This is a genomic window from Micromonospora sp. CNZ296 (assembly GCF_007827635.1).
On sequence record NZ_VISW01000010.1, the window covers coordinates 211421 to 223584 of the forward strand.

Consider the following 12164-nt stretch of genomic DNA (forward strand, 5'->3'; position numbering starts at 1 on the left):
CTTTGCTCGCATGACTGAGCGCTCCGGCCAGCCAGGCGACGCCACCGGGGGTCCGGTGCCGACCACTCCGGTCTGCTACCGGCACCCCGGCCGGGAGACTTACATCCGGTGCACCCGGTGCGACCGGCCGATCTGCACCGAGTGCATGCGGGACGCCTCCGTCGGCCACCAGTGCCCGGAGTGCGTCGCCGAGGGCCGCCGCAGCGTGCGGCCGGCGCGTACCGCCTTCGGTGGCGGTGCCGCCGGCCGCCAGGGCAACGTCACGAAGGCGCTGATCGCGCTGAACGTGGTGATGATGCTGCTGTCCATCCTCTCGGCCCGCAGCGGGACCGCCGTGGCCGGCGGTGGCCTGGGCGGCCTGATGGGCAACGGGACGCCGCTCACCGAGTGGGGGGCGGTGCTCGGCCTGGCGCGCTTCCCCGACGGGCACGTCGGCGGGGTGGCCGACGGCGAGTGGTACCGCCTGGTCACCGCCATGTTCCTGCACTACGGCGTGCTGCACCTGCTGCTGAACATGTGGGCGCTCTGGGTGCTCGGCCGGACGCTGGAGGCGGTGCTCGGGCCGCTGCGCTTCCTGGCGCTCTACCTGCTCGCCGGGCTGGGCGGCAACGTCGCCGCGTACGTCTTCACCGAGCCGAACCGGTTCACGGCCGGCGCCTCGACCGCCGTGTTCGGCCTGTTCGCCGCCGTCTTCGTGATCATGCGGCGGCTCGGCCGGGACACCTCGGCGATCGTGCCGATCCTGGTGATCAACCTGATCTTCACGTTCACCGTGCCGAGCATCTCGGTGGCCGGGCACCTCGGCGGTCTGGTGGCCGGCGCGCTGGTGGCGCTGGTCCTGGCGTACGCCCCACGGTCGCGGCGCACCCTGTTCCAGGTCGCGGGCTGCGCGATCGTGCTGGTCGCGCTGATCGGCCTGACGCTCGTCCGGTCCGCCGCGCTGCTCGGCTGAGCCTCAGCGAGCGGGGCGGGCCTCGTCCAGTGCCGCGGCCACCTCGTCCAGCGGGGCGTCCAGGTCGCGGCGGCCGAACAGGTGCAGCGACTCCCCGGCGTCGATCTCCAGCGTCTCGGCGGTGATCCCGCGCCGGCTGCGCCGGTCCAGGCGGATCGCCTCCACGGCGTCCCACGGCAGCCGGCGCCTCCCGGCGAATCCCCGCAGCACGGTGAGCCCGTCCGGGTCGACGGCGAGGCGGACCGGCGCGACCACGTCGCGCAGCGCCCAGGCGAGCAGACCGGCGGCGGCCAGTCCGGCGAGCGCCGGACGGACCGGGTCACCGCCGGCGAACACCAGCCCCAGGGCGACGAGCGCGAGCGCGCCCACCGCCTTGAGCACCGGCACCTCGCGCGGCACCCGCCACTGCCTGATCGGCGGCGACTGTGGATCCATCCGCCCAGCATGCCAGCCGCACCTGCCGGACGCCGGGGGAGGACGACCGGTCGGATCAGCACGTAGGATCGGGGCAAGCGAGGTTACCGGGGAGTAGACATGAGTGACGCGGTCATCGTCGGCGCGGTACGGACCCCGGTCGGGCGGCGCAAGGGCAGCCTCGCCGGAGTGCACCCGGTCGACCTCTCGGCGCACGTGCTGCGCGCGCTCGCCGAGCGCACCGGCATCGACCCGGGCCAGGTCGACGACGTCGTGTGGGGCTGTGTGTCGCAGGTCGGCGAGCAGTCCTGGAACGTGGCCCGCAACGCCGTGCTCGCCGCCGGCTGGCCGGAGTCGGTACCGGGCACCACGCTCGACCGCCAGTGCGGCTCCAGCCAGCAGGCGCTGCACTTCGCCGCCGCGACGGTCCTCTCCGGCCAGGCCGACCTGGTCGTGGCCGGTGGCGTCGAGTCGATGACCCGGGTGCCGATGGGTTCCAGCGTCGCCGGCGGCATGCCGTTCAGCGCGGCGATCCTGGAGCGCTACCGCGGCGTCGAGGGCGTCGCGGAGGACTCCCCGCTGCCGTTCAACCAGGGCGTCGGGGCCGAGCTGATCGCGCAGCGGTGGCGCTTCTCGCGTACCCAGCTCGACGAGTTCGCGCTCGCCAGCCACGAGAAGGCCGCCGCCGCGCAGGACGCGGGCGCGTTCGAGGCCGAGCTGGCGCCGGTGGCGCTCGCCGACGGCGGCAAGTTCTCCGCCGACGAGGGCATCCGCCGCGACACCTCGCTGGCGAAGCTCGGCGAGCTGGCCACCCCGTTCCGCGCGGACGGCGTGGTCACCGCCGGGTCCGCGTCGCAGATCTCCGACGGCGCCGCCGCGCTCGCGGTCACCACGGCCGAGTGGGCCAGCCGGCACGGCCTGCGCCCGCTGGCCCGGGTGCACACCGCGGTGGTCGCCGCCGACGACCCGGTCACCATGCTCACCGCGCCGATCCCGGCCACCGCGAAGGCGCTGCGCCGCGCGGGGCTGGGCATCGAGGAGATCGGGGTGTACGAGGTGAACGAGGCGTTCGCCCCGGTGCCGCTGGCGTGGCTGGCCGAGACCGAGGCGGACCCGGAGCGGCTCAACCCCCGGGGCGGGGCGATCGCGCTCGGTCACCCGCTCGGCGGGTCCGGCGCGCGGATCATGACCACGATGCTCCAGCACATGCGGGACAACGGCATCCGCTACGGCCTCCAGACCATGTGCGAGGGCGGCGGCATGGCCAACGCCACGATCGTCGAGCTGCTCTGACCCGACCGGCCGCCGGTGTCGCACCGCTGGTGCGACTTGCACGTGTGGAAGTTCCAGAAATCGGGCGTGACCCATATCACCCCTGGTCATCGGCTCGTTGGACCGGGCATGGACGTGTTCTCGCGAACGTTCCTTCCGGCCGCCGCCGAGACCGGCCTGGCGACCCAGACCGTCACCCGGCACATGCCGGTGTTCCGCCGATGCGTCGGCTCCGGCGACGCGACCATCCTGGTCACCCGGTGCAGCCGCCCGGACGACCCGGTGGGCGGCGACTACCTGATGCTCCTCACCCACCGGCGGCTGGTGGTCACCCGGCAGACCCGGGTGCTGCACCGGCTGCGCCTGCACCTCAACACCGAACTGCGCGAGCTGAGCAACGTGACGTGGAGCCCCGACGCCCGCGCGCACAGCGTGGAGCTGGCGGCCACCGCGATCGACGGGGTACGCGAGCGTTTCGTCCTGCGTACCCACCACCCGAAGCAGGTGTGGCAGCTCGACGCGTTGCTCAACCACGCCTTCCGGACCCGCCTGCGTACGCCCGCCGAGCGGGTGGTGGCGACCATCGGCGAGTCGCCGGCGGGCGCCCGGCCGACGGTGCTGCGGCCCGCCCCGGCCCGCTGACGTCCTCCTTACCTGATCCGAACATTCCCTGACCGGCCGGGCGGTCGCGGGTCGGTCATCATGAGCCGGTGACCACCGCCGCCCCGCCCGGGCTCGTCCTCGTGGTGGAGGACGAGCCGGCCATCGCCGACCTGGTCCGGCTCTACCTGACCCGGGACGGGTTCGGCGTACACCTGGAACGTGACGGCGAGGCCGGGCTGGCCGCCGCGCGGCGCCTGCGCCCGGTGGCCTGCGTGCTCGACATCGCGTTGCCCGGCCTGGCCGGCACCGAGATCTGCCGCCGCCTGCGCGCGGCGGGTGACTGGACGCCTGTCATCTTCCTCACCGCCCGCGACGACGAGGTGGACCGCGTCGTCGGGCTGGAACTGGGCGCTGACGACTACGTCACCAAGCCGTTCAGCCCGCGCGAACTGCTCGCCCGGCTGCGGGCGGTGCTGCGCCGCACCGCCGGCGTGCCCGCCGAGCAGCCCCGCACGCTCGGCGCCGTCACACTCGACCCGGCCCGGCGGACCGTGACGGCCGGCGGTGCGCCGGTGCAGCTCACCTCCACCGAGTTCGACCTGCTCGCGCACCTGATGGCGCGTCCCGGCCGGGTGTTCACACGGGAGGAGCTGCTGGCGGGCGTGTGGGGGTACGCGGCGCACGCCGGCACCCGGACCGTCGACGTGCACGTGGCGCAGGTGCGGGCCAAGCTCGGCCCGGACAGCGTGATCCGCACCCATCGGGGCGTCGGGTACGCCGCCGATGCCTGAGCAGCCCACAGTGCAGATGCCGCCCACCGTGGCGATGCCGCCCACCGGTCCGGCCCGCAGCGGCCGCCGCCCCGGGCGGACGCTCACCGCGCGCGCCGTGCTCGCCACCTGCGCGGTGGCGCTGGTGTCGGTGCTCGTCACCGCGCTCGTCGCGGTGCCCCTCGCGGTACGCGGCGCGGAACGCCGGGACCAGGAGGCGCTCGCCGCCCAGGCCCGGCTCGCCGCCGACGTGCTCCGGGTGCGGCCGGTACGCCAGCGCGACGGCGCCGGGGACCGGCTCATCCGGCAACTGCGCCAGCAGCAGATCGACGTGTACGTGATCCGGGACGGCCGGGCCGACCGGCCGGGCCTGCCCCGGCCGCTGGTGACGCGGGTGGCCGGCGGCGAGAACGTCTCCGGCCGCCGGCTCGTCGAGGGGCAACGCCGGCTGGTCGAGGCGCGGTCGCTGCCCGGCGGGGACGGGGTGGTGCTGACCCGGGCCCGGAGCGCCGCGCCCTGGCGGCAGGTGTTGCGCGGACTCTGGCTGCCGCTGCTCGCCGGACTCGCCGCCGGGGCGGCCGCCGGACTGCTGCTCGCCCGCCGGCTGGCCCGGCCGATCCGTACCGCCGCCACCGCCGCCGCCCGGCTGCGCGCCGGGGACCGGGCGGTCCGGGTGCCGGTCGAGCCGCCCGATGAGGTGGCTGACCTGGCGCACGCGCTCAACGGCCTGGCCGCCGCGCTCGCCACGAGCGAGGGGCGGCAGCGCGAGTTCCTGCTCTCCGTCTCGCACGAGTTGCGGACCCCGCTGACCGCCATCCGCGGCTATGCCGAGGCGCTGGCCGACGGCGTGATCGAGGCCGACGCCGTGCCGGCGACCGGCCGGACCGTGCTCGCCGAGGCCGAACACCTGGACCGGCTGGTCCGCGACCTGCTGGCGCTGGCCCGGTTGGAGGCGGTCGACTTCCCCCTGGAACCGGTGCCGGTCGACCTGGCCGGGCTCGCCGCCGACGCGGAGCGCGCATGGTCCGGCCGGTGCGCGGCGCTCGGGGTGCCGTTCCGGCTGGAGACGCCGGGTGTGCCGGTGCCGGCGTACACCGATCCGGGCCGGATCCGGCAGGTGGTGGACGGGCTGCTGGAGAACGCGCTGCGGGTCGTGCCTCCGGGGGCGCCGGTCGTGCTCGCGGTCCGCACGGACGGTCCGGCGGGCGGCGGGGTGCTGGAGGTCCGCGACGGCGGACCCGGCTTCACCGACGACGACCTGCGGGTGGCGTTCGAGCGGGGCGCGCTGCACGAGCGGTACCGGGGGGTGCGCAAGGTGGGCAGCGGGCTGGGCCTGGCGCTCGCCGCCGGGCTGGTCCGCCGGCTCGGCGGGGACATCGCCGCGGGGCACGCCCTGGAGGGCGGAGCCGCCTTCACCGTCCGGGTGCCGGCGGATCCTTACGCGGCTCGAACATCGGCTTGACCGTCCCCTCGCGTCGGTGCGGAACGCTCGGGTCGTCACCGCGAGGAGAGGACCACAGATGAGACGTCAGCGAATCGTCACCGGCGCCACCGCACTGCTCGCCGCCGCGGCGCTCGGGCTCGCCGGGTGCGGCGTGAGCCGCCCCGGCGCGGCGCCGGACGACGCGGTCGAGGTGAGCGCCGCCCTGGGCGTGGACGGCCAGGCGCTCGCCGCGCTCGGCGTCGACGCCGACGAACTGGACGTGGATCCGGTCGCCGCCCCGGCACCCTCCGGCACGCCGCAGGCCGGGCCGGACGGCAAGGGCGAGCGGGCGAAGGACGGGCACAAGCGGCACCGCGCCCGGGTGCTGCTGCGGCGCAACACGCTGCACGGCGAGGCGGTGGTGCGGACCAGGGACGGCGGTACGAAGACCGTCGCGGTCCAGCGCGGCGAGGTGACCGCGATCGACGGCAGGTCGATGACCGTGAAGTCCACCGACGGCTTCACCGCGACGTGGACGTTCGGCGAGAAACTGCGGGTGGTCGAGCGGCGGACCACGATCCGATCGACCGACATCAAGATCGGTACGACGGTCGGGGTGGCCGGCGCGAAGGACGGCGACAAGAGCGTGGCCCGGCTCGTGGTGGTGCCACTTCGCCAGGAATAGGGTGCCTGGGCTGTCGTGACCTGAGCAATGTGCCAGGCTACGCTATGCCCCGACCTGCCATCGCCTCCGTGGAGATTCCGTGAAGCTCTCGATCCTCATGCCGGTCTACAACGAGGAAGAACGTATCGCGGATGCCCTCAAGCAGGCATTGGCAGTCGACTACCCCTGCGAGATCGAGCTCGTCGTCGTGGACGACGGCAGCCGGGACGGCACCGGTGAGATCCTCGGCCGCGTGGACGACGCCCGACTGCGGGTGATCACCCACCAGCGCAACGCCGGTAAGGGCGCGGCCATCAAGACGGCTGTCGACAGTGCCGAGGGCGAGTACATGGTCATCCTCGACGCCGACCTGGAGTACGACCCGCAGGACATCCCGCGCCTGCTGGAGCCGGTGCTCGACGGCCGGGCGACTGTCGTCTACGGCAATCGGACCTTCGGGAGCCACAGCTCGTACAGCTTCTGGTACGTGATGGGCAACAAGGGCGTCACGCTCGCCGCGAACGTGCTCTACAACTCCTACATCGGCGACCTGGAGACCTGCTTCAAGCTGATGCCGCTGGAGCTGTACCGCTCGCTCCAGGTCCGCTCCCGGGGCTTCGGCATGGAGGCGGAGGTCACCGGCAAGCTGCTGCGCCGCCGCATCCGCCCGTACGAGGTGCCGATCAGCTACCGCGCCCGGGGCCGCGAGGAGGGCAAGAAGATCACCTGGAAGGACGGCGTCGAGGCGATCTGGATCCTGGCCCGCGAGCGCGCCCGCCGCCGCCCGGCCGGTCCCGCCACCGCGCACTGAGTCCGCACCGACGGAACCCCGCGAGCCCGGCACGAGCCGAGGTCGCGGGGTTCCGCCGTGTCCGGCCCGCTCAGGTGAGGAACGCGTCGACCGAGCGGCGCAGCCCGGCGGCGTCCAGGCCGTGCCAGCGTTCGTGGTCCTCGGCGCTGCCGTAGCGGCGCAGGTCCTTGCGGCCCACCCCGAGCGCGAGCAGCCGGTGCGGCCGGTCGGCCAGCGCCTCCGACACCACCCGCGCCGACGTGCCCGCCAGGTACGGCTCGACCAGGATCACCTCGGTCCCGGCGAGCGCCCGCAGCCCGGCCGTGTCGAACGGTCGCGGCCGGTGGGTGTAGGCCACAGTGACCGGCCGGTCGGCCGTCGCCGCCACCGCCGCGTCAAGCACCGGACCGACCGCGACGAGCAGCGGAGCGCCCGGCCCGGCGTCGCGCACCACGTGCAGGTCACCCGCCTGCGGGTACGCCTGCGCGTTGGTCCGGACGGACAACCGCAGGTACGCCGAGTCCTGCCCGCACACCACGTCGCGCAGCAGCGGCCGGACCTCGTCCGGGTGCCCCGGTACGTGCACTGTCCAGCCGTCCAGCGTGTCCAGCAGTGCCACGTCCGCCGGCCCGAGGTGGGTGCGTCCCGCCGCCGCCCGGTCGTACGAGCCGCCGATGCCGACGAGCACCGCGCCGACGTCCTGGTGGTCGAGGTCCAGCTTGATCTGCTCGTACGCCCGCTCGACGAGGAACGGGGCGTAGCTGTGCACGACCGGCCGCTGCCCGGTCAGCGCCAGCCCACCGGCCACCCCGATCATCAACTGTTCCCGGATGCCCACGTTGATCACCCGGTCCGGGTACCGGGCGGCGGCCGGCTCGAACGCGGCGGCGGAGATGTCGGCGAGCACGACTGTCGTCCGCGGATCGGCGAGCACCTCCTCGGTGCTGGTGACGAATGCGTCCCGCATGGTGCTGGTCATGCTCACTCCCCGTCCGTGACGACCGCGACGACGACGTGCGGCCGGTGATCGTCGTGCCCGGTGAGGGCGGCGTGCAGGGCGTCGTGGTCGCGCCCGTCGACTGTGGCGGCGCTCCACCCGTTCACCGTGAACCGGCTCGCCGCGCCGCCCGGCCAGCCGTATGTGGCCGAGCGGTTGTCCAGCACGATCGCTGTCAGGTTGCCCAGCCCGGTCGCGCCCGCGTACGCGATCGCCTCGTGGTTGGAGCCCTCGTCCAGTTCGGCGTCGCCGAGCAGCACGTACACCCGGGGGCCGGTGCGGCCCTGGGCCCGCAGCCCGAGCGCGGTGCCCACGCCCAGCCCGAGCCCGTGGCCCAGTGAACCGGAACCGATCTCGACCCCCGGCACCAGCGTCCGGTCCGGGTGGTCGCCGAGCCGGCTCGCCGGGCCGCCCTGGTCGTCCAGCCACTCGGCCGGCAGGAAACCGCGGGCGGCGAGAAGCGCGTAGTACCCGGCGACCGCGTGGCCCTTGGAGAGCAGGAAGCGGTCCCGGTCCGGGTCGGCAACGGTGGCCGGGGTGATCCGGAGCACCCGGTCGTAGAGCACCTGGAGCACGTCGAGCGTCGAGTACACGTTGGCGCCGAACTCGCGGCCGGCGCGTACCCGGTCCAGGAGCGCGCCCAGGTCGGTGGCGGTGGTCGTCGTCATACCGATAGCCTCGGACTTGAAGCGAACTTCAACTCAAGGCCGTGTGATGCACGAAGCAACACTGACCATCGGGCAGCTCGCCGACCGCAGTGGCGTCGCGCCCTCGGCGCTGCGCTACTACGAGCGGCTCGGCCTGATCCACGCCGCCCGCACCGGCGGCAACCAGCGCCGCTACGCCCGTACCGAGCTGCGCCGGGTCGCGTTCATCCGGATCTCCCAGCAGGTGGGTGTGTCGCTGGAGGAGATCCGGGCGGCGCTCGACTCGCTGCCGTCGGGGCGTACCCCCACGCCCGACGACTGGGCCGCGCTGTCCCGCGCCTGGCGGGACCGGCTGGACGAGCGGATCCGGCTGCTCGGCAAGCTCCGCGACGACCTGGACGGCTGCATCGGCTGCGGCTGCCTGTCCTTGCAGCGCTGCACGCTCTACAACCCGGAGGACTCGCTCGCCGCCGAGGGCCCCGGCCCGCGCCTCATGCTCCCGCGCCCCGGCCAGGGCTGACCCTCACCGGACCAGCAGCACCTTGCCCAGGTGGTCGTTGGTCTCCACCAGGCGGTGCGCGGCGGCGGCGTCGGCCATGTCCACCCGGGCGTGCACGACGGGCCGGATCCGGCCCGCCTCCACCAGGGGCCACACCTGCTCGCGTACGCCCCGGACGATCGCCGCCTTCCCCCCCACCGGGCGGGACCGTAGCGCGGTCGCGTGCACCGCCGCCCGCTTCGCCAGCAGCATCCCCAGGTCGAGTTCGCCCTTGCGCCCGCCCTGCATGCCGATCACCACGAGCCGTCCGCCGGTCGCCAGCGCCGCCACGTTCCGGGGCAGGTAGGACGCGCCCATGATGTCCAGGATCACGTCGGCGCCCCGGCCGTCGGTGACCCGGCGTACCTCGTCGACGAAGTCCTGCTCGCGGTAGTCGATCGTGTGCGCGGCGCCCAGCTCACGCAGCCGGTCGTGCTTGGCCGGGCGGGCGGTCACCACCACAGTCGCGCCGAGCGCCACGCCGAGCTGGATCGCGAACGTCCCGATCCCGCTGCCGCCGCCGTGCACCAGCAGCGTGTCCCCCTCGGCCAGCCGGGCCAGGTCCACCACGTTCGACCAGACCGTGCACGCCACCTCCGGCAGCGCAGCCGCGTCGACCAGGTCCACCCCGGCCGGCACCGGCAGCAACTGCCCGGCCGGCACCGCGACCTGCTCGGCGTAGCCGCCGCCGGCGAGCAGCGCGCAGACCTCCTGGCCCACCGACCAGCCGGTCACGCCGGGACCGAGCGCACGCACCGTCCCCGAACACTCCAGACCGGGGTACGCGGACGCGCCCGGCGGCGGCGGGTAGTGCCCCTGCCGCTGCAACAGGTCGGCCCGGTTCACAGCGCTCGCCCGCACCTCCACGATCACCTCGCCGGGACCGGGCTCCGGATCCGGCACGTGGGTCCAGACGAGCGCCTCGGGTCCGCCGGGTTCCGTGATCGTGACTGCGCGCATGACTCAGTCTTACCCGATCTGCCCGTCGGTCCACGCGCGGGCGAGGATCTCCGTCACCGTCTCCTCCGGGGTCTGGCCGGAGGAGTCCAGCCAGAGCCCGATCCGGGGGGTGTCGGCGCGGAGCCCGGCGTCCAGGTCCGCCACCGGCCAGTCGCCGTACCCCTTCTTCGACCGGTCCCGCTCGCGGGCGGCGACCACCTCGGGGCGCGGCGCGAGCACCACCACGGCCAGCGGCCGGTGCCGGATCCGGCCGATCATGGCCGGCAGGTCCGCTGACGATCATGCGGCGGAACACGTCGCCGCGCAGGTGCACCGCACGGGGCAGTCGCCGCGCCAGCCATTCGGCCACTGTGGACTTGCCGGCTGCCATGATTCCGCTGATCAGCACCACTGCCGGGCTCTCCCGCACGCACACATTCGCGCAAGGGAGGTGGGACGGCGGCTTGCCCGGTACGGGGTTCGTGGCAGACTGGTCCCCGGTCGCGCACCCCTCGGGGGCGTGCCGGGAGGGTTCGCCTAGTGGCCGATGGCGCTGGTCTTGAAAACCGGTAAGGCAGCGATGTCTTCGTGGGTTCGAATCCCACACCCTCCGCCAGTAGCTGATCTCCCTTCACGCAGCTCAGCCCATCCTCCAAGGCGGGCGTTGTCCGCTGGCGGGGCATCGTGGGGGGAGAAGTCATAACAGGAGATGCCCCTTCTCCTGGGGCGCCGAGCACCAGACCGTCGATCTGCAACCGCGAACGGCACGGCAGGGCGGCCGAGGAGGAACGGCGGGGCGGCGGAACAGCGGGAGCGTCGGGCCGGTCGTAGGCTGCGGAGTGCGGCGACGGCGGGAGGCCCTGGTGGCGGAGACGACGACTGTGGCTGAGGTGACGGCCGAGCTGGCCGCGCTCGACGATCCGAAGATCCGTGCGGTGAACGAGCGCCACGGTGACGATCACGGGGTCAACCTGGGCAAGCTGCGGGCGGTCGCGAAGCGGCTGAAGACGCAGCAGGAGCTGGCCCGCGAGCTGTGGGCGACCGGCGACAGCGCGGCCCGGCTGCTCGCGATGCTGATCTGCCGGCCGAAGGCGTACGGGCGGGACGAGCTGGACGCCATGCTGCGCGAGGCGCGTACGCCGAAGGTGCACGACTGGCTCGTGAACTACGTGGTGAAGAAGAGCCCGCACGCCGAGCCACTGCGCCTGGCCTGGCCGGCCGACAGGGATCCGGTGGTGGCGAGCGCCGGCTGGGCGCTGACCACCGAGCGGGTGGCGCGGAATCCGGACGGGCTGGACCTGGCCGGCCTGCTCGACGTGATCGAGGCGGAGATGGCGGGCGCGCCGGAGCGCCTCCAGTGGGCGATGAACCACTGCCTGGCGCAGATCGGGATCGAGCACCCTGCGTACCGGGACCGCGCGATCGGGATCGGCGAGCGGCTCGGGGTGCTCAAGGACTATCCGACGCCGCCGGGATGCACGTCGCCGTACGCGCCGGTCTGGATCAACGAGATGGTGCGCCGACAGCACGGTGGCGCGGACAACGGGGTATGAAGGGGCGCAGGACATTCGCGTACCCGGAAGGACCGTTTCGATGACCCTGGAACGACCGATCGCCCCGGACCCGTACGAGCTGCTGCCGACGGTGCCGTCGTTCGACCTGACCAGCGACGACGTGCACAACGGCGAGCCGATGGACGCGCGGTACGCGCACGGCAGCACCGGCGGCGAGAACGTCTCACCCCAGCTGTCCTGGTCGGGCTTCCCGGCCGAGACCAAGAGCTTCGTGGTCACGTGCTTCGACCCGGACGCCCCGACCGGCAGCGGCTTCTGGCACTGGGTGCTGGTGAACGTGCCGGTCTCCGTCACCGAGCTGCCCACCGGCGTGCGTGAGGCCGATCTGGGTGGCGCGTTCAGCGTCCGCAACGACTACGGCGACACCGGCTACGGCGGTGCGGCGCCGCCGGCCGGGGACCGCCCGCACCGGTACGTGTTCGCGGTGCACGCGGTGGACGTGGACCGCCTCGACATTCCGGCCGGGGCCAGCCCGGCCTTCGTCGGCTTCAACCTGGCCTTCCACACCCTGGCCCGGGCGGTCATCCGCCCGACGTACCAGATCAAGGAGTGAGGTGTAAGGAAGGGCCCCTTGTTAACAG

15 protein-coding genes and 1 tRNA gene are annotated in these 12164 nt (G+C 73.8%); 11 read left to right on the plus strand and 5 right to left on the minus strand.

The features are described from left to right. Positions 1-10: 10 nt before the first annotated feature. Positions 11-952: a rhomboid family intramembrane serine protease gene (locus tag FB455_RS18505; RefSeq protein WP_047890493.1), complete on the plus strand. Its 942-nt coding sequence runs from the start codon at positions 11-13 to the stop codon at positions 950-952. A 3-nt stretch (positions 953-955) separates the two neighbouring features. Here the strand turns inward: FB455_RS18505 and FB455_RS18510 are convergent, their stop codons facing one another. Beyond that, a complete protein-coding gene (locus FB455_RS18510; protein ID WP_186461602.1) occupies positions 956-1387 on the minus strand; it encodes a PH domain-containing protein in 432 nt (143 codons plus the stop codon). A 99-nt stretch (positions 1388-1486) separates the two neighbouring features. On the opposite strand from FB455_RS18510, the gene FB455_RS18515 reads away from it, so the two are divergent. The 6 genes from FB455_RS18515 to FB455_RS18540 all read left to right on the plus strand — a co-directional run bounded on the left by FB455_RS18515 (position 1487) and on the right by FB455_RS18540 (position 6909). Then, positions 1487-2659: a thiolase family protein gene (locus FB455_RS18515; protein ID WP_013289257.1), complete on the plus strand. Its 1173-nt coding sequence runs from the start codon at positions 1487-1489 to the stop codon at positions 2657-2659. A 108-nt stretch (positions 2660-2767) separates the two neighbouring features. Beyond that, positions 2768-3280, plus strand: coding sequence for a hypothetical protein (locus tag FB455_RS18520; RefSeq protein WP_013289256.1), 513 nt, complete (start codon positions 2768-2770; stop codon positions 3278-3280). A 68-nt stretch (positions 3281-3348) separates the two neighbouring features. After that, positions 3349-4032, plus strand: coding sequence for a response regulator transcription factor (locus FB455_RS18525; RefSeq protein WP_030272639.1), 684 nt, complete (start codon positions 3349-3351; stop codon positions 4030-4032). Further along, positions 4025-5473 (plus strand): sensor histidine kinase, encoded by a 1449-nt coding sequence (locus tag FB455_RS18530; RefSeq protein ID WP_145754252.1) that lies wholly within the window; start codon positions 4025-4027, stop codon positions 5471-5473. Before FB455_RS18525 ends, FB455_RS18530 begins: the two co-directional genes overlap by 8 nt. 58 nt (positions 5474-5531) lie before the next feature. Continuing rightward, the gene (locus FB455_RS18535) at positions 5532-6119 is read left to right on the plus strand and encodes a hypothetical protein (protein WP_013289253.1); all 588 of its coding nucleotides are present in this window, start codon (positions 5532-5534) and stop codon (positions 6117-6119) included. Positions 6120-6198: 79 nt separating this feature from the next. Continuing rightward, positions 6199-6909, plus strand: a complete 711-nt coding sequence (locus tag FB455_RS18540; RefSeq protein ID WP_013289252.1) for a glycosyltransferase family 2 protein — start codon at positions 6199-6201, stop codon at positions 6907-6909. 70 nt (positions 6910-6979) lie between these two features. Here the strand turns inward: FB455_RS18540 and FB455_RS18545 are convergent, their stop codons facing one another. Further along, a complete protein-coding gene (locus FB455_RS18545) occupies positions 6980-7855 on the minus strand; it encodes a transketolase family protein (protein ID WP_170215099.1) in 876 nt (291 codons plus the stop codon). Between the two features lie 14 nt (positions 7856-7869). After that, the gene (locus tag FB455_RS18550; protein WP_013477459.1) at positions 7870-8553 is read right to left on the minus strand and encodes a transketolase; all 684 of its coding nucleotides are present in this window, start codon (positions 8551-8553) and stop codon (positions 7870-7872) included. Between the two features lie 46 nt (positions 8554-8599). Here FB455_RS18550 and soxR point away from each other — a divergent pair, with 46 nt between their 5' ends. Continuing rightward, on the plus strand, positions 8600-9052 hold the full coding sequence (gene soxR, locus FB455_RS18555; protein WP_013289249.1) for a redox-sensitive transcriptional activator SoxR: 453 nt from the start codon (positions 8600-8602) through the stop codon (positions 9050-9052). Between the two features lie 3 nt (positions 9053-9055). Here soxR and FB455_RS18560 read toward each other — a convergent pair whose 3' ends face one another. Further along, positions 9056-10030, minus strand: a complete 975-nt coding sequence (locus tag FB455_RS18560) for an NAD(P)H-quinone oxidoreductase (protein WP_091330564.1) — start codon at positions 10028-10030, stop codon at positions 9056-9058. A 9-nt stretch (positions 10031-10039) separates the two neighbouring features. Beyond that, the gene (locus FB455_RS18565; RefSeq protein ID WP_357235832.1) at positions 10040-10288 is read right to left on the minus strand and encodes a phosphotransferase; all 249 of its coding nucleotides are present in this window, start codon (positions 10286-10288) and stop codon (positions 10040-10042) included. Between the two features lie 247 nt (positions 10289-10535). On the opposite strand from FB455_RS18565, the gene FB455_RS18570 reads away from it, so the two are divergent. The 3 genes from FB455_RS18570 to FB455_RS18580 all read left to right on the plus strand — a co-directional run bounded on the left by FB455_RS18570 (position 10536) and on the right by FB455_RS18580 (position 12136). Further along, positions 10536-10625 (plus strand) — tRNA-Ser (locus FB455_RS18570). A 247-nt stretch (positions 10626-10872) separates the two neighbouring features. Continuing rightward, complete coding sequence (locus FB455_RS18575; RefSeq protein WP_145754254.1) at positions 10873-11562, plus strand: DNA alkylation repair protein; 690 nt, start codon at positions 10873-10875, stop codon at positions 11560-11562. A gap of 40 nt (positions 11563-11602) precedes the next feature. Further along, positions 11603-12136 (plus strand): YbhB/YbcL family Raf kinase inhibitor-like protein, encoded by a 534-nt coding sequence (locus FB455_RS18580; protein ID WP_013477456.1) that lies wholly within the window; start codon positions 11603-11605, stop codon positions 12134-12136. The last annotated feature ends 28 nt before the right edge of the window (positions 12137-12164 follow it).

Bases quoted from the DNA above. Each gene is read 5' to 3' on its own strand.
- FB455_RS18580 (WP_013477456.1), top strand. From the start codon at position 11,603: ATGACCCTGGAACGACCGATCGCCCCGGACCCGTACGAGCTGCTGCCG.
- FB455_RS18535 (WP_013289253.1), top strand. From the start codon at position 5,532: ATGAGACGTCAGCGAATCGTCACCGGCGCCACCGCACTGCTCGCCGCC.
- FB455_RS18510 (WP_186461602.1), bottom strand. From the start codon at position 1,387: ATGGATCCACAGTCGCCGCCGATCAGGCAGTGGCGGGTGCCGCGCGAG.
- FB455_RS18505 (WP_047890493.1), top strand. From the start codon at position 11: ATGACTGAGCGCTCCGGCCAGCCAGGCGACGCCACCGGGGGTCCGGTG.
- soxR (WP_013289249.1), top strand. From the start codon at position 8,600: ATGCACGAAGCAACACTGACCATCGGGCAGCTCGCCGACCGCAGTGGC.
- FB455_RS18530 (WP_145754252.1), top strand. From the start codon at position 4,025: ATGCCTGAGCAGCCCACAGTGCAGATGCCGCCCACCGTGGCGATGCCG.
- FB455_RS18560 (WP_091330564.1), bottom strand. From the start codon at position 10,030: ATGCGCGCAGTCACGATCACGGAACCCGGCGGACCCGAGGCGCTCGTC.
- FB455_RS18565 (WP_357235832.1), bottom strand. From the start codon at position 10,288: ATGATCGGCCGGATCCGGCACCGGCCGCTGGCCGTGGTGGTGCTCGCG.
- FB455_RS18550 (WP_013477459.1), bottom strand. From the start codon at position 8,553: ATGACGACGACCACCGCCACCGACCTGGGCGCGCTCCTGGACCGGGTA.
- FB455_RS18520 (WP_013289256.1), top strand. From the start codon at position 2,768: ATGGACGTGTTCTCGCGAACGTTCCTTCCGGCCGCCGCCGAGACCGGC.
- FB455_RS18515 (WP_013289257.1), top strand. From the start codon at position 1,487: ATGAGTGACGCGGTCATCGTCGGCGCGGTACGGACCCCGGTCGGGCGG.
- FB455_RS18545 (WP_170215099.1), bottom strand. From the start codon at position 7,855: ATGCGGGACGCATTCGTCACCAGCACCGAGGAGGTGCTCGCCGATCCG.